General features: G+C 70.6%; 13 protein-coding genes. 1 reads left to right on the top strand and 12 read right to left on the bottom strand.

Translation table 11 applies throughout. From position 1 onward, the window contains the following. From F3J10_RS29905 to F3J10_RS29860, 10 genes are all read right to left on the bottom strand, one after another. Positions 1-1317 (bottom strand): FtsX-like permease family protein (locus tag F3J10_RS29905; protein WP_240155744.1); only part of this gene is annotated, 1317 nt, incomplete at its 3' end. Beyond that, positions 1314-1931, bottom strand: coding sequence for a DUF4126 domain-containing protein (locus F3J10_RS29900; RefSeq protein ID WP_013698896.1), 618 nt, complete (start codon positions 1929-1931; stop codon positions 1314-1316). The genes F3J10_RS29905 and F3J10_RS29900, both read right to left, overlap by 4 nt. Before the next feature lie 198 nt (positions 1932-2129). Further along, positions 2130-2450 carry a quaternary ammonium compound efflux SMR transporter SugE gene (sugE, locus tag F3J10_RS29895; protein WP_167233759.1) on the bottom strand — a complete coding sequence of 107 codons (321 nt, stop codon included), beginning with the start codon at positions 2448-2450 and terminating at the stop codon, positions 2130-2132. Between the two features lie 199 nt (positions 2451-2649). Then, positions 2650-3348, bottom strand: a complete 699-nt coding sequence (gene kdpE, locus F3J10_RS29890) for a two-component system response regulator KdpE (protein ID WP_013698898.1) — start codon at positions 3346-3348, stop codon at positions 2650-2652. Continuing rightward, on the bottom strand, positions 3341-6325 hold the full coding sequence (locus tag F3J10_RS29885; RefSeq protein WP_167243609.1) for a sensor histidine kinase KdpD: 2985 nt from the start codon (positions 6323-6325) through the stop codon (positions 3341-3343). The genes kdpE and F3J10_RS29885 overlap by 8 nt, the downstream gene beginning before the upstream one ends. 113 nt (positions 6326-6438) lie before the next feature. Beyond that, the gene (gene kdpC, locus F3J10_RS29880) at positions 6439-7020 is read right to left on the bottom strand and encodes a potassium-transporting ATPase subunit KdpC (protein WP_166915836.1); all 582 of its coding nucleotides are present in this window, start codon (positions 7018-7020) and stop codon (positions 6439-6441) included. A gap of 12 nt (positions 7021-7032) precedes the next feature. Further along, a complete protein-coding gene (gene kdpB, locus F3J10_RS29875) occupies positions 7033-9117 on the bottom strand; it encodes a potassium-transporting ATPase subunit KdpB (protein WP_025096487.1) in 2085 nt (694 codons plus the stop codon). 137 nt (positions 9118-9254) lie between these two features. Next, the gene (gene kdpA / locus F3J10_RS29870) at positions 9255-11063 is read right to left on the bottom strand and encodes a potassium-transporting ATPase subunit KdpA (RefSeq protein ID WP_167243608.1); all 1809 of its coding nucleotides are present in this window, start codon (positions 11061-11063) and stop codon (positions 9255-9257) included. Then, positions 11060-11152, bottom strand: a complete 93-nt coding sequence (gene kdpF, locus F3J10_RS29865) for a K(+)-transporting ATPase subunit F (RefSeq protein WP_025096489.1) — start codon at positions 11150-11152, stop codon at positions 11060-11062. Before kdpF ends, kdpA begins: the two co-directional genes overlap by 4 nt. 347 nt (positions 11153-11499) lie before the next feature. Beyond that, on the bottom strand, positions 11500-12474 hold the full coding sequence (locus tag F3J10_RS29860; protein WP_167243607.1) for a quinone oxidoreductase: 975 nt from the start codon (positions 12472-12474) through the stop codon (positions 11500-11502). Positions 12475-12731: 257 nt separating this feature from the next. Between F3J10_RS29860 and F3J10_RS29855 the strand changes: the two genes are divergently transcribed. Then, complete coding sequence (locus tag F3J10_RS29855) at positions 12732-13142, top strand: hypothetical protein (RefSeq protein ID WP_240154732.1); 411 nt, start codon at positions 12732-12734, stop codon at positions 13140-13142. 78 nt (positions 13143-13220) lie between these two features. On the opposite strand, the gene F3J10_RS29850 is transcribed toward F3J10_RS29855, so the two are convergent. Both F3J10_RS29850 and F3J10_RS29845 read right to left on the bottom strand, forming a co-directional pair. After that, complete coding sequence (locus tag F3J10_RS29850; protein ID WP_166915840.1) at positions 13221-13610, bottom strand: methylglyoxal synthase; 390 nt, start codon at positions 13608-13610, stop codon at positions 13221-13223. A gap of 58 nt (positions 13611-13668) precedes the next feature. Beyond that, entirely contained in the window at positions 13669-14448 is a 780-nt protein-coding gene (locus F3J10_RS29845; RefSeq protein ID WP_025096494.1) for an SDR family oxidoreductase, read from the bottom strand. Positions 14449-14527: the final 79 nt, after the last annotated feature.

The raw sequence follows: 14527 nt of genomic DNA, 5'->3' as shown, positions 1-14527 counted from the left end.
CAGGTTGCCGGCCGCCGCCACCAGCAGCGCCGCGAACAGCAGCACGCCGAGCGCGTAGCCGAGCCAGGCGGTGCGGCCCGCCTCGCCCCACTCGCGGCGCAGCACGCGCACCGGCGGCACGCGCGTGAGCGGCATCAGCGGCGGCAGCGCGAAACCCAGCAGCAGCACCAGGCCGGCACCGATACCGACCAGCGCGGGCACCATGCCCGGCTGCGGCAGCACCACGTCGATCAGGCTGCCCAGCGCGGCCAGCAAGGCGAGGTGGCCCGCGTAGCCGAGCGCCGCGCCCAGCAGGCCCGAGCCCAGGCCGAGCGCGATGAATTCGAGCGTAAACAGCCCGGCCAGCGTGCGCTGGCTGGTGCCGAGGCAGCGCATCGCCGCGCAGCCGTCGAGATGGCGGCGCATGTAGCGCTGCGCGGCCATCGCGATCGCCACCGCCGACAGCAGCGCCGTGAGCAGCGACACCAGGGTCAGGAAGTGACGCGCGCGATCGAGCGTCTCGCGCACCTGCGGCTGCCCTTCCTGCAGCGATTCAAGCGCGACGCCGCGCAGCTTGCCGCCGTCCACGCGCTGGTGCGCGAGCTCGGCGAAGCGCGCCACCGCCGCGTCGGGGCCCGCCACCAGCAGGCGGTAGGTCACGCGGCTGCCATAGCCGACCAGCCCGGTCGAGGCGAGCTCGTCCTCGCGCAGCATCAGGCGCGGCGAGAAATTGACGAAGGAGAAGCCGCGATCGAGTTCGCGCGTGATCGCCGCCGAGATGGTGAAGGTGCGCTGGCCGACGCGCACCGCGTCGCCGACCTTCAGGTGCAGCGCGTCGAGCAGCGCCGGATCGGCCCACACGGTGCCGGGCGCGGGGATCGACTCGGCCGGGCGCCCCGGCGCGCTCGCGGTACCCGCGATCTCGACCCGCCCGCGCAGCGGATAGCTGCCCGACACGGCCTTCACGGCCGCCAGCCGCGACGGCGCGTTCGCGCCGGTGCCGCCGACCATGCTGGGAAAGATCGCCGTGGAGGCGGTGGCGAGGCCGTCGGCGCGCGCTGCGGCGGCGAAGGACGAATCGACGGGATGATCGGCGCGCACCACGAAATCGGCGCCGAGCATCTGGCGCGCATCGCGCTCGAGCCCCTGGCGCAACCGGTCGGACAGGAAACCGACGCTGGTCAGCGCGGCGACCGCCAGCACCAGCGCCAGCACGAGCAGGGTCAGCTCGCCCGAGCGCCAGTCGCGCATCGTCATCCGGATCGATTGCCGTACCAGTTCGCCCGGCGTGAGACGCGCGCCGCGCGCGGCGCGCCCTGCTTCATGCTGCTTGGTCAATCCCGCTTGCCCCCGAGTGAATTGAAACGCGACACCATCTGGTGCGCCATGCCGCGGAACCCGCCCGACACGCCGCGCCAGAGCCGGGGCAGCGCCCAGGCGGCGAAGGCGACGAAGCCGACCATCAGCAGCAGGAACAGCAGCGGCACGAAGAAGGCCAGCGCGAGGCCCGCGAATACCAGGCCGTCCTCGGTGGCCGAGGCGATCCAGTTCGAGATCGGCTCGGGCGAGAGGTTGATCAGCGCGCGCGTGCCGGCCTTCGCGACATGGGCCGAGCCGGCCAGGGTGCCGCCGGCCAGGCCCGCCACCGCCAGCATGGCGGGATCGGCATGGCCGAGCGCACCGGCGGCCAGCACGGCGCCGGCCGGAATCCGGATGAAGGTATGGATCGCGTCCCAGAGCGAATCGAAGGCGGGGATCTTGTCGGCGAGGAATTCGGCGATCGCCAGCACGGCGGCGGCGCCGATCACCCAGGGAGACATCAGCACCGTCAGCGTGTCGGGCAGGTGCACGAGGCCGGTACGCGCCAGCACGCCGGCGATCAGTACCGTCAGATAGAGGCGCAGCCCGCTCGCCCAGGCGAGCCCCGCGCCGAGCGAAATGGCCTCGACCATGTGCGGTCTCCTTGCGCGTGGTACGCGCCTGCCGGCGCGGCGGCCGGCTGAACGGAAGCGCCGCCGGCGCCCGGACGGGCGGCCGGCGGCGTATTTCCGAGAGAATGTTCCTGCATTATAGACGCGGCGCAGCACGCGCCGCTCGGGAACCACCCGAGGCCGTGCCCGGCGCGCAACGGCGCCGGCGCGGGCAGGAACTCAGGCGGCCGAGGACAGCTTCAGGCCGATCAGCCCGATCACGATCAGCGAGGCGCTCGCCACGCGCGCGAAGGTGACGGCCTCGCCCATCAGCAGCACCCCGAAGATGAAGGCGCCGACCACGCCGATGCCGGTCCACACCGCGTAGGCGGTGCCGAGCGGCAACTGGCGCATGGCCACGGCGAGCAGCACGAAACTGCCGAGCGCGGTGACGATGGTGAAGACCGACGGCCAGAGCCGCGTGAAGCCTTCGGACGACTTCATGCCGGCAGCCCAGGCGATTTCGAGAAGACCGGCGATGAAAAGCAGGATCCAGGACATGGGAACACTCCACTGGGAAGGACGGGGCCGTCCCCGTGGATTGAATTGACGCGCCGGGACGTCCCGGGCAGTGGCGGATTATAACAAAGTGCTTACGGAGCGGCAGCGACGCCCCTGCCGGCGAGAGGGGATGTCGACGAAGAATCGGGGCAGCATCGGCTGCGCCCGCGGCTCTCCCCGCCCCTTGCGCCTGCCTCGCTCAGGCCGCGCCGACCAGCCGGTAGCCCACCCCGGTTTCCGTCACGATGTGCTCCGGCTGCGCCGGATCGGCCTCGAGCTTCTGGCGCAGATGCGCCATGTAGATGCGCAGGTAGTGATGGCTCTCGACATGCGAAGGCCCCCACACGTCGCGCAGCAACTGGCGGTGGGTCAGCACGCGGCCGGCATGGCGCACCAGGGTGGCCAGCAGCCGGTATTCGAGCGGCGTGAGATGCACCGGCTCGCCGCCGCGCGTGACGATGCGCAGCGCCAGGTCGACCTTGACCGCGCCGAAGCTCACGCTCGGCGTGTCGTTGGCCCCGCCCAGGTTGCGCCGGCGCAGGTGGGCGCGGATCCGCGCCAGCAGCTCGGACACGCCGAACGGCTTGGTCAGGTAGTCGTCGGCGCCGGCGTCGAGCGCGGCCACCTTCTCGTCCTCGCGCGTGCGCGCCGAGAGCACGATCACCGGCAGCTCGGACCAGCCGCGCAGCTCGCGGATCACGTCGAGCCCGTCGGTATCGGGCAGGCCGAGATCGACGATCACCAGGTCGGGCTTGCGCGTGGCGGTCTCGATCAGCCCCTGCTTGCCGGTTTCCGCGTCGAACACCGCGATGCCCTCGGCCTCGAGCGCGGTGCGCACGAAGCGGCGGATCTGTTTTTCGTCTTCGATCAGGACGACGGTCAGCGTCGGTTCACTCATGGTCGGCATTCTTGGGGGATGGCGAAAGCGGCGCCCCGGCATCGGTGGCACCGGGCACGTGGCGCGAGCCGGCGGCGTGGTCGTCGCGCCGGGGCGCGTCGATCGCGTCGACGTCCTCGGCCTCGTCGATCGCGTCGGCCTCGTCGACATCGGGCACGGGCGGCGGCGCGTCGACCGGCAGCGTGAACCAGAAGCTCGCGCCGGCCACCGAGCCGTCCGGCGCGAGCCGGTTGCGCGCGCCGATTCTACCGCCGTGCGCGTCGACGATCGCCCGGCAGATCGCCAGGCCCAGCCCGATGCCGGGCGTGGCCGATTCCTTCTCGCCGCGCGTGAACTTGTCGAAGATGCGCGCCTCCATGCCGGCGCGCAGGCCCGGGCCATGGTCGTCGACGCTCACGCGCACGAAGGGCTTGCCGTCCTCCTCGATCGCCTCGGCGCCGATCGTCAGGCCCGTGCCGGGCGGCGTGTACTTGGCGGCGTTCTCGAACAGGTTGGCGAACAGCCGCTCCATCAGCACCGCATCGGTCTGCAGCAGCGGCAGGTCGGCCGGCAGCCGCACCTGCACCGGGTGCCGCGCCAGCACGCGCTTGCAGGCCGCCAGCGCGGCGCCCACCGTTTCCTCCAGCAGCGACCACTGGCGCTTGAGCTGCAGGCTGCCGGCCTGCAGCCGCGCCATGTCGAGCAGGTTGGTGACGATGCCGGTCATGCGCAGCGCCTCGTCGTGGATCGCCTCGACCAGCTCGTGCTCGCGGTCGGCGGGCTGGTCGCCGTCGCCGGCGACAGCCTCGTGGGCGCCGGCCGCCGCCGGATCCGCCGCGGCCGCCGCGCCCGCCTTCGCCCTGGCCGCATCGGCGTGCATGCCGGCCAGCATCGACGAGAAACCGACGATGGTGGTCAGCGGCGTGCGCAGGTCGTGCGAGATCGCCGACAGGAGCGAATTGCGCAGCCGCTCCGATTCCATGCTGACCAGCGCGTCGCGCGCGATCTCGACGTAATGCACGCGCTCGAGCGCCAGCGCGATCTGCGCGGCGAAGGCATCGAGCATGCGCTGCTGCTCGGGCGCGTCGAGCTCGCGGCTGTCCTGCGTGACCACCGCCAGCACGCCGCGCGTGCGCATCGGCGCCTTCAGCGGCAGGTAGCGCGCCAGTGCCGCCGGCAGCGTGTCGGTGCCGCGCCCGGCCGGCTTCTGCTGGTCATAGACCCACTGCCCGACATCGGTATCGAGCGAGGCGCCGGTCAGCGTCACCGCCTCGTCGGGATTCTCGATCTTCTGGCGCACCTGGTCGGCGCCGTCGGGCAGCAGCATCGCCACGCGTGCGCGGAACACCTCGGCCACGTGGCGGCTGCCGATCTCCACGATCTGCTCGGCGGCGAGCGCGGCGGCCAGCTCGCGCGCCATCGCGTACATCGCGCCGGTGCGCCGCTCGCGCCGCTCGGCCACGCTGGCTGAGCGCGTCAGGCTGGAGGTCAGGTGGCTGATCACCAGCGAGGTCAGCAGCATGCCGAAGAAGGTCAGCAGGTACTGCGTGTCGCTGACCGACAGCGACATGCGCGGCGGCACGAAGAAGAAATCGAAGGCCGCCACCGACAGGAAGGACTGCATCACGCCCGGCCCGCGCCCGAGCCTGACCGCGCTGAACACCACGCCGAGCAGGTACAGCATCACCAGGTTGGTCAGGTCCAGGCGCGCCTGCGCGATGGCGGCCACGCCGGTCAGGGCCGCGCAGATCAGCGCGGCCGTCACGTAGTGGCGCGGCGGCGAGCGTTCGCCGGCCAGCCGCGAGAAGGCCTCGCGCCAGGCACGCGCGCCCGCATCGGGTTCGCCGCGGCGCGGATCGTCCTGCGCCGAGGTACGCAGCAGCATCAGGTCGAGATCGCCGGCACGCTCGGCCAGCCGCTCGCCGAACGGCCGCGCCAGGCGCCGCAGCAGGCCGGTGCGCGGCGAGCCGCCGGCCACCAGCTTGGAGACGTTGCGCACCTGCGCATAACCGATCAGCGCGGCCACCGGGTCGGCGCCGGCCAGCGTCACGGTCTCGGCGCCGAGCTCGGCCGCCAGCTTGAGCGCATCGAGCGGGTGGCGCCGGCGCGCATCGTCGAGCCGCTGCGAGCGCGGCGTCTCGACATAGACGGCGATCCAGTCGGCCTTCAGCCCGGCCGCCAGGCGCGCCGCCGCGCGCACCAGGGTGGGCGCCTCGGGGCCCGCGCCGACGCACACCAGCAGCCGCTCGCGCGCCTGCCAGATGCGCGCGATCGAGCGATCGGCACGGTACTCGCGCATCTGCGCGTCGACGCGATCGGCGGTGCGGCGCAGCGCCAGCTCGCGCAGCGCGATCAGGTTGCCCTTGCGGAAGAAGTTGCGCACCGCCCGCTCGGCCTGCTGCGCCATGTAGACCTTGCCGTCGCGCATGCGCTCCAGCAGTTCCTCGGCCGGCAGGTCGACCAGGGTGACCTCGTCGGCCGCGTCGAACACGCGATCGGGCACGGTCTCCCAGACACGAATGCCGGTGATCGCGCCGACCACGTCGTTGAGGCTCTCCAGGTGCTGGACGTTGACCGTGGTGTAGACGTCGATGCCGGCGTCGAGCAGCTCGTGCACGTCCTGCCAGCGCTTCAGGTGGCGCGAGCCCGGCAGGTTCGAATGGGCCAGCTCGTCGACCAGCACCAATTGCGGGCGACGTGCCAGCGCCGCGTCGAGGTCGAACTCGGCCAGCTCGCGCCCGCGATGCGAGACCGCCAGCGGCGGCAGCAGCTCGAGCCCCTCGACCAGCGCCGCGGTCTCGCGCCGCCCATGCGTCTCGACGATGCCCACCAGCACGTCCACGCCATCGTCGGCGCGCGCGCGGGCGGCCTGCAGCATCGCGTAGGTCTTGCCGACGCCGGCCGAGGCGCCGAAGAAGATCTTCAGCCGGCCGCGCTGCTGCCTCTCCTCCTCGCGCTGGATCTTGTCGAGAAGCTGGTCGGGATCGGGACGGTTCATGCGGATTGGCGCGCGCCGGTTGTCGGGAGGCGCTTCATTGTCGTGCCAAATCCCGGAAAAAGAAAAGGCGGCGCGGGAGTGCCGCGCCGCAAAGGAAGTCCGTGCCGGTCAGGTCAGTGCGCGGACTTCGTCGAGTCGAGGGCCAGGTTCAATGCCAGCACGTTCACGCGCGGCTCGCCGAGCAGGCCGAACTGGCGGCCCTTGGTGTTGGCGTCGACCAGTTGGCGCACCGCGTCGGCCGACAGGCCGCGCGCGCGGGCGACGCGCTCGACCTGGTAGGCCGCCGCGGCCGGGCTGATCTCCGGGTCCAGGCCGCTGCCCGAGGCGGTCACCAGGTCGACCGGCACCGGCTGCGACATGTCGGTGCCCGCCGCCTTGAGCGCGTCGAGCCGGCCCTTGACCTGGTCGGCCAGCGCCGGGTTGGTCGGGCCGAGGTTCGAGGCGCTCGAACCCTGAGCGTTGTACGGCATCGGGCTGGTGGCCGACAGGCGGCCCCAGAAGTATTGCGGCGCATCGAAGGGCTGGCCGATCAGCGCGGAGCCGACCGTCCTGCCGTTTTGCTCGACCAGGCTGCCGCCCGCCTGCGACGGGAAGGCCACCGAGCCGAAGGCGGTCATCACCGCCGGATAGACGAGCCCCGTGACGGCGGTCAGCACCGCGAACAGGACGACGAGCGGACGAATCATGGATTTCATGGCGAAGCTTCCTTATACCCAGCCGAAGGCGGCGAGCACGATGTCGATCAGCTTGATGCCGACGAACGGCACCAGGATCCCGCCGAGCCCGTAGACCAGCAGGTTGCGGCGCAGCAGGGTGGCCGCGCCGAGCGCGCGATAGCGCACGCCCTTGAGCGCCAGCGGGATCAGCGCGACGATGATCAGCGCGTTGAAGATCACCGCCGACATGATGGCCGAGGTCGGGGTGGCCAGATGCATCACGTTGAGCGCATCGAGCTGCGGATAGGTGGTCGCGAAGGCCGCCGGGATGATCGCGAAATACTTTGCGACGTCGTTGGCGATCGAGAAGGTGGTCAGCGAGCCGCGCGTCATCAGCATCTGCTTGCCGATCTCGACGATCTCGATCAGCTTGGTCGGGTTCGAGTCGAGGTCGACCATGTTGCCGGCTTCCTTGGCCGCCTGGGTGCCGGTGTTCATGGCCACCGCCACGTCGGCCTGGGCCAGCGCCGGCGCGTCGTTGGTGCCGTCGCCCGTCATCGCCACCAGCCGGCCCGCCGACTGGTGCTCGCGGATGGTCGCGAGCTTGGTCTCGGGGGTGGCCTCGGCGAGGAAGTCGTCGACCCCGGCCTCGGCCGCGATCGCCGCCGCCGTCAGGCGGTTGTCGCCGGTCACCATCACGGTCTTGATGCCCATCTTGCGCAGCTCGGCGAAGCGCTCCTTGATGCCGCCCTTGACGATGTCCTTCAGCTCGATCACGCCCAGCACGCGCGCGCCGCCGCCCTGGCGCTCGGCCACCACCAGCGGCGTGCTGCCCTTGCGGGCCACGTCGTCGACGGCGCGCCGCACGTCCTCGGGGAAACGCCCGCCGTGCATCTCCACGTACTGGCGGATCGCATCGGCCGCGCCCTTGCGGATCTCGCGATCCGGCAGGTCGACGCCGCTCATGCGGGTCTGCGCCGAGAAGCCGAGGAAGGTCGCCTGCAGGGCGGCCATGTCGCGCTGGCGCAGGTTGAAGCGGGTCTTGGCCAGCACCACGATGCTGCGCCCTTCCGGCGTCTCGTCGGCCAGCGAGGAGAGTTGCGCGGCATCGGCCAGCGCCTCTTCGGTCACGCCCGCGGCCGGCAGGAACTCGGAAGCCTGGCGGTTGCCGAGCGTGATGGTGCCGGTCTTGTCGAGCAGCAGCACGTCGACGTCGCCGGCCGCCTCGACCGCGCGGCCCGAGGTGGCGATCACGTTGGCCTGCATCATGCGACTCATGCCGGCCACGCCGATCGCGGACAGCAGCCCGCCGATGGTGGTCGGGATCAGGCACACCAGCAGCGCCACCAGGGCGGTGATGGTCACCACGTGGCCGGCCTTCATCGCATCGACCGAGAAGATCGAGAACGGCAGCAGCGTCGCGGTGGCCAGCAGCATCACGATGGTCAGCGCCACCAGCAGGATGGTCAGCGCGATCTCGTTGGGCGTCTTCTGGCGCTTGGCGCCTTCCACCATGGCGATCATGCGGTCGAGGAAGGCCTCGCCTGGGTTGGCCGTGACCTTCACCACGATCCAGTCGGACAGCACGCGCGTGCCGCCCGTCACCGAGGAGAAGTCGCCGCCCGATTCGCGGATCACCGGCGCCGATTCGCCGGTGATCGCCGATTCGTCGACCGAGGCCACGCCGTCGACCACCTCGCCGTCGGCGGGAATGGTGTCGCCGGCCTCGACCAGCACCACGTCGCCGCGACGCAGCTCGCTGGCGGTGGTGATGCGGATCGGCGACTTCGGATGCGGCTCGTTGAGCTTCTTGGCCATCACATCCTTCTTGGCGCTGCGCAGCGAGGCCGCCTGGGCCTTCGAGCGGCCCTCGGCCAGCGCCTCGGCGAAGTTCGCGAACAGCACCGTGAACCAGAGCCACAGCGTGACCGCCAGGATGAAGCCGGCCGGCGCCTCGGCCTGGCCGAGCAGGGCCGCGATCCAGAGGATCGTGGTCAGCACGCTGCCGACGTAGACGCAGAACATCACCGGATTGCGGAACTGCGTGCGCGGCGTGAGTTTCTTGAACGACTCGACGATCGCCGGGCGCAGCAGCGCCGGGTCGAACATCGATCGTGTAGCGGAATGTTGATTCATCGTGATCCTCGATGGCATCGCGGACGATGCGCGGATACCTTGTTTCCCGTGTTCCTGTTGCCTGTTGCCTGTGTCGCGTGGGTTCGCCCCGGCGGCAGGGCGGCGGCACGCGGCCGCCGCCCTGCCCGGGCGCGTCCTCAGTGGCTGCCCGAGAACAGCATCAGATGCTCGACGCCCGGGCCGAGCGCGAGCGCCGGCACGTAGGTCAGCGCGCCCACCAGCAGCACCGAGCCGAGCAGCAGCACCACGAACAGCGGGCCGTGCGTGGGCAGCGTGCCGCTGGTGGCGGCGATGCGCTTCTTGGCCGCCAGCGAGCCGGCGATCGCCAGCACCGGCACGATCGTGCCGAAGCGGCCGAACCACATCGCGATCGCCGTCAGCCAGTTGTAGAACGGCGTGCTCACCGTGAGCCCGGCGAACGCGCTGCCGTTGTTGTTGGCCGCCGAGCTGAACGCGTAGAGGATCTCCGAGAAGCCGTGCGGGCCCGGGTTGGCGATCCCGGCGCGGCCCGCGTCGGCGAGCACCGCGATCGAGGTGCCCACCAGCACCAGCAGCGGCGTGAGCAGCACCACGATCGACACCATCTTCATCTCGTAGGACTCGATCTTCTTGCCGACGTACTCGGGCGTGCGGCCGATCATCAGGCCCGCCACGAACACCGCCAGCAGCGCGAACACCAGCATCCCGTACAGGCCCGAGCCGACCCCGCCGAAGATCACCTCGCCGAGCTGGATCAGCAGCATCGGCACCAGGCCGCCGACCGGCGTCAGCGAGTCGTGCGCGCCGTCCACCGCGCCGCACGAGGCGGCCGTGGTCGCCACCACGAACAGGCTGGTCTGGGCGATGCCGAAGCGGGTTTCCTTGCCTTCCATGTTGCCGCCGGCCTGCAGCGCGCCGGACGACTGGTCGACGTGCAGCGCGCTGAAGCTCGGGTTGCCGCGCTGCTCGGAACCGGCCTCGATGCCCACCGCCACCGCGAAGGCCACCGTCATCGCCGCGAGCACCGCCACGCCTTGCCGGCGGTCGCCGATCATGCGGCCGAACACCAGGCAGAGCGCGGCCGGCAGGATCAGGATCGAGAGGATCTCGACGAAGTTCGAGAACGGCGTCGGGTTCTCGTACGGATGCGCCGAGTTGCCGTTGAAGAAGCCCCCGCCGTTGGTGCCGAGCATCTTGATCGCTTCCTGCGAGGCGACCGGGCCCATCGCGAGGGTCTGCGTCTTGAGCGGCGTGGCCACCGTCACCGGATTGCCCTTGTCGTCCTTGACCGGGTTGCCCTGCGCGTCGAGCTTGGGCGCCTGGTAGCTGCTGGCCTGCAGGGTCGGCACGTCGGTATAGGCGCGGAAGTTCTGGATCACGCCCTGGCTCATCAGCACGCCCGCCACCACCATCGACATCGGCACCAGCACGTAGAGCGTCACGCGCGTGAGGTCGACCCAGAAGTTGCCGATGGTCTTCGCGGTATGACGCGCGAAGCCGCGGATCAGCGCGACCACCACCACGATCCCGGTGGCCGCCGACAGGAAGTTCTGCACCGTCAGGCCCAGCATCTGGGTCAGGTAGCTGACCGTCTGCTCGGGCGAGTAGTCCTGCCAGTTGGTGTTGGTGACGAAGCTGACCGCGGTATTGAAGGCGCCGTCCACCGTCATCGGCGCGAACTGCTGCGGATTGCCGGGCAGCCATTGCTGGATGCGCAGCAGCAGGTAGAGGAAGAACACGCCCAGCACGTTGAAGGCGATCGCCGCCAGCGCGTACTGCTTCCACGACATCTCGGCGCCGGCATCGACCCCGGCGATCCGGAACAAGGCGCGTTCGAGCGGGCCGAACACGCGCAGCACGCGCGACGACCCATCCATCACGCGAGTCAGGTAGCCGGCGACGGGCACCGCCAGCGCCAGCAGCACGACGAGGAAGATCCCCGTCTGCAAGAGGTTGTTCGCATTCATTCGATATCCTCCGCGCGCAGCAGCGCGTAGACCAGATAGGCGAACAACAGCGCGGTCGACAGCCCCGCGAGCCACAGCATCCAGTTCATTGACGCCCCCCGCGACCATATTGCGAGAGCTTGTCGCACCCCGCGACGAGCGCGACGATCAGCACCGAAAACAGTGCGAGACCGCCTACGTACAGCGCATCCATTATTGTGTTCTCCGTGTTCCTGTTCGAACGGATGCAACCTTATGGGAATGCGCGTAAAGGGCGGGTCAAAGCTCGGAGCGGGCGTGTAAAAAACGCGTAAACGCGGGGTGGGGACGGAGCGGGAAAGGCGGCGGAAACAGCGCGGGCGGGTAGATCAGGAGCACGGCGGCAGGGGCCTGCCACCGCGAAACGCGCGCGCCGGGCGGCGCGCGTGCGGGAACGACGAAAGGATTGGAACGAGGCTCAGGGCAGCAGGATGGTCGAGCCCGTGGTGCGGCGCGCCTCGAGATCGCGATGCGCATCGGCCACGCGCTCCAGCGGGTAGCGCTGGCGCACGTTGGTCCTGAGCTTGCCCGAGCCGACCGCCTCGAACAGCTCGGCCGCGCCCTGCTCGAGGTCGGCGCGCTTGGCGATGTAGGTAAACAGCGTGGGCCGCGTGAAGAACAGCGAGCCGCGCGAGGAGAATTCCTTCGAGTCGATCGCCGGCAGCGGGCCCGAGGCATTGCCGAAGCTGACGAACAGGCCCAGCGGCGCGAGGCTGTCGAGCGACTGCAGGTAGGTGTCCTTGCCGATCGAGTCGTAGACCACCGGTACGCCCGCACCGTGGGTGATCGCCTTGACGCGCTCGGCCAGGTTCTCGCGCGTGTAGACCACCGGGTAGTCGCAGCCGAAGGCGCGCGCCAGCTCCGCCTTCTCGTCCGAGCCGACGGTGCCGATCACGGTCGCGCCGAGCGCCTTGGCCCACTGGCAGACCAGCAGCCCGACGCCGCCCGCGGCCGCGTGGATCACGATGGTGTCGCCCGGCTTGACCGGGTAGGTGCGGCGCAGCAGGTAGTGCGCGGTCAGGCCCTGCAGCATCAGCGAGGCGGCGTCCTCGTAGCTGATCGCGTCGGGCAGCTTGACCAGCTTGTCGGCCGGCAGCACCCGCTCCTCGGCATAGGAGCCCGGCGGCACGCCGGTGTAGGCCACGCGATCGCCCACCTTGAAGGTGCTCACGCCCTCGCCGAGCGCCACCACCTCGCCGGCGCCCTCCTGCCCCAGCCCGCCCGGCAGCGGCTGCGGATAGAGGCCGTTGCGGAAGTAAACGTCGATATAGTTGAGCCCGACCGCGTGATGCTTGACGCGCACCTCGCCGGCCTTCGGCTCGCCCACCTCGACCTCGACCCACTTCATCACCTCCGGGCCGCCCGGCTGGTCGTAACGGATTGCTTTCGGCATGCGTGCTACTCCTGGGTTGGATGTTCAGGGAATCTGGCCGTCTGGCGACGGGACGCATGATTCTCGCGCGTTGGCGGATTCCTTGCAGGCGCTGGGCCGGGCGGGGGCGGCAAGGGGCGGCGGCCTGCCGTCAAATTATTCAGACGAATGGATCAAGTTCGCCGTATCCACGTCGTTAATGGTCTGGTCGGCCGAGCCGTGCCGGCTTCCCAACGTGCTGCACATTCAAGCCATAACAAAGGATCCGAGCCATGCGCATGCCCATCATTTCCGCCTTCCTCCTCGCCCTCGCGTCGGTTTCCGCCAACGCGGCCACTTCGATCACGGTCGACGCCAAGCAGAACTGCATCCAGAGCGCGCTCACCCCGGGGGCGCCGTACGGCACCTCGGTGGTCTTCCAACTGGCGCCGGGACGCTACGTGCTGTCGCTGCCGAGCGACAACATGAGCTGCACCGGCGGCAGCCTCGTGCCGGGATGCCTGATCGATACCGTGCATGTCCAGGGCGGCTGGGCGAACGCGCGCTGGGGCGTGTCCGTCAAGCAGCAGCAGCCGACCGTGGTCGACGTGACCGGCAGCACCAACGCCACCATGTGGGCCTTCATCACCGACGACACCTGCAACGACAACAGCGGACAGGCCACCCTGCTGATCCAGCCGGCCAACTGAGCGGCGCGCTCGACTCCGCCCAGCCCAGGCAACCGGAGCCGGCGCGGGTCGGCACCGGCACGCCGAGGTCGCCCGCGCTCAGCCCTTCGCCAGCGTGCGCGTGAGCGTGTCGAGCAACACCCGCGCGGTGGCCACGTTGGTGGCCACCGGCACGTCGTGCACGTCGCACACGCGCACCAGGGCGTTGATATCGGGGTCGTGGGGCTGCGCCGTCATCGGGTCGCGCAGGAAGATGACCATGTGGACGCGGCCCGAGGCCAGCTCGGCGCCGATCTGCTGGTCGCCGCCCAGCGGCCCCGACAGCTTGCGCTCCACCTCCAGCCCGTGGGCGCTGGCGATCCGGCTGCCGGTGGTGCCGGTGGCCACCAGCGCGCATTGCGCGAGCGTGTCGCGATAGGCGCCCGTCAGCGCGACGATTTCGTCCTTCTTCGCATCGTGCGCGATCAGCGCGATCCGGGGTGCTTCCATGCGGGTGAATCCTCGTGGGTGGAAACAGGGCCGGCGGTACGCCGCCGGCCGTCAGGGTTCAGAACGTGCCGGGGTAGGAACCGCCGTCGATCAGCCAGTTCTGGCCGGTGATGTAGCCGGCATGCGCGCTGCACAGGAAGGCGCAGGCCGCGCCGAACTCGTCGGGCTGGCCGAGCCGGCGCGCCGGGATCTCCTGGGTGCGGCGCGCGCGGACCTCGTCCACGCTGGTGCCGGCCGCCTTGGCCGAGGCCGCCAGGGTGGTCTTGATGCGATCGGTGTCGAACAGGCCCGGCAGCAGGTTGTTGATCGTCACGTTGTGCTCGACCACCTTGCGCGAGAGCCCCGCCACGAAGCCGGTGAGCCCCGAGCGCGCGCCGTTGGACAGCGCCAGCACGTCGATCGGCGCCTTCACGGCCGAGCTGGTGATGTTGACGATGCGCCCGAAGCGGCGCGCGATCATGCCGTCCACGGTGGCGCGGATCAGCTCGATCGGCGTGAGCATGTTGGCGTCCACGGCGCGGATCCAGTCGTCGCGCGAGAAATCGCGGAAGTCGCCCGGCGGCGGCCCGCCGGCATTGGTGACCAGGATGTCGGGCTGCGGGCAGGCGGCCAGCGCCGCCTCGCGCCCGGCCGCGGTGGTGATGTCGCAGGCCACCGCGGTGACCTCGGCGCCGGTCGACTGGCGAATCGCCTCGGCGGTGGCGTCGAGCGTCTCCTGGGTGCGCGCCACGATCACGAGCTTCACGCCCTCGGCGGCCAGCGCCTGAGCGCAGCCGCGTCCGAGTCCCTTGCTGGCCGCGCATACCAGCGCGGTCCGTCCTGCGATGCCGAGATCCATTCGAGCCTGTCCTTGCAGTCAGTGGGCGGCCGCGGCCGCTCCGGAGCGCGTCGCCGCCGGCCCGGGGCCGCCGCGCCGG

This window comes from Burkholderia sp. Cy-637, assembly GCF_011753175.1.
In the GTDB taxonomy this organism is placed as follows: domain Bacteria; phylum Pseudomonadota; class Gammaproteobacteria; order Burkholderiales; family Burkholderiaceae; genus Burkholderia; species Burkholderia gladioli.
Note: the sequence above shows the minus strand (reverse complement) of the source record. Positions and strands in the feature narration are given on the sequence as shown.

Coding starts and splice junctions, on each gene's coding strand:
- kdpA (WP_167243608.1), bottom strand. CDS start 11,063: ATGAATGCGAACAACCTCTTGCAGACGGGGATCTTCCTCGTCGTGCTG.
- F3J10_RS29900 (WP_013698896.1), bottom strand. CDS start 1,931: ATGGTCGAGGCCATTTCGCTCGGCGCGGGGCTCGCCTGGGCGAGCGGG.
- F3J10_RS29855 (WP_240154732.1), top strand. CDS start 12,732: ATGCCCATCATTTCCGCCTTCCTCCTCGCCCTCGCGTCGGTTTCCGCC.
- kdpB (WP_025096487.1), bottom strand. CDS start 9,117: ATGAATCAACATTCCGCTACACGATCGATGTTCGACCCGGCGCTGCTG.
- F3J10_RS29860 (WP_167243607.1), bottom strand. CDS start 12,474: ATGCCGAAAGCAATCCGTTACGACCAGCCGGGCGGCCCGGAGGTGATG.
- kdpE (WP_013698898.1), bottom strand. CDS start 3,348: ATGAGTGAACCGACGCTGACCGTCGTCCTGATCGAAGACGAAAAACAG.
- F3J10_RS29845 (WP_025096494.1), bottom strand. CDS start 14,448: ATGGATCTCGGCATCGCAGGACGGACCGCGCTGGTATGCGCGGCCAGC.
- kdpF (WP_025096489.1), bottom strand. CDS start 11,152: ATGAACTGGATGCTGTGGCTCGCGGGGCTGTCGACCGCGCTGTTGTTC.
- F3J10_RS29850 (WP_166915840.1), bottom strand. CDS start 13,610: ATGGAAGCACCCCGGATCGCGCTGATCGCGCACGATGCGAAGAAGGAC.
- kdpC (WP_166915836.1), bottom strand. CDS start 7,020: ATGAAATCCATGATTCGTCCGCTCGTCGTCCTGTTCGCGGTGCTGACC.
- F3J10_RS29885 (WP_167243609.1), bottom strand. CDS start 6,325: ATGAACCGTCCCGATCCCGACCAGCTTCTCGACAAGATCCAGCGCGAG.
- sugE (WP_167233759.1), bottom strand. CDS start 2,450: ATGTCCTGGATCCTGCTTTTCATCGCCGGTCTTCTCGAAATCGCCTGG.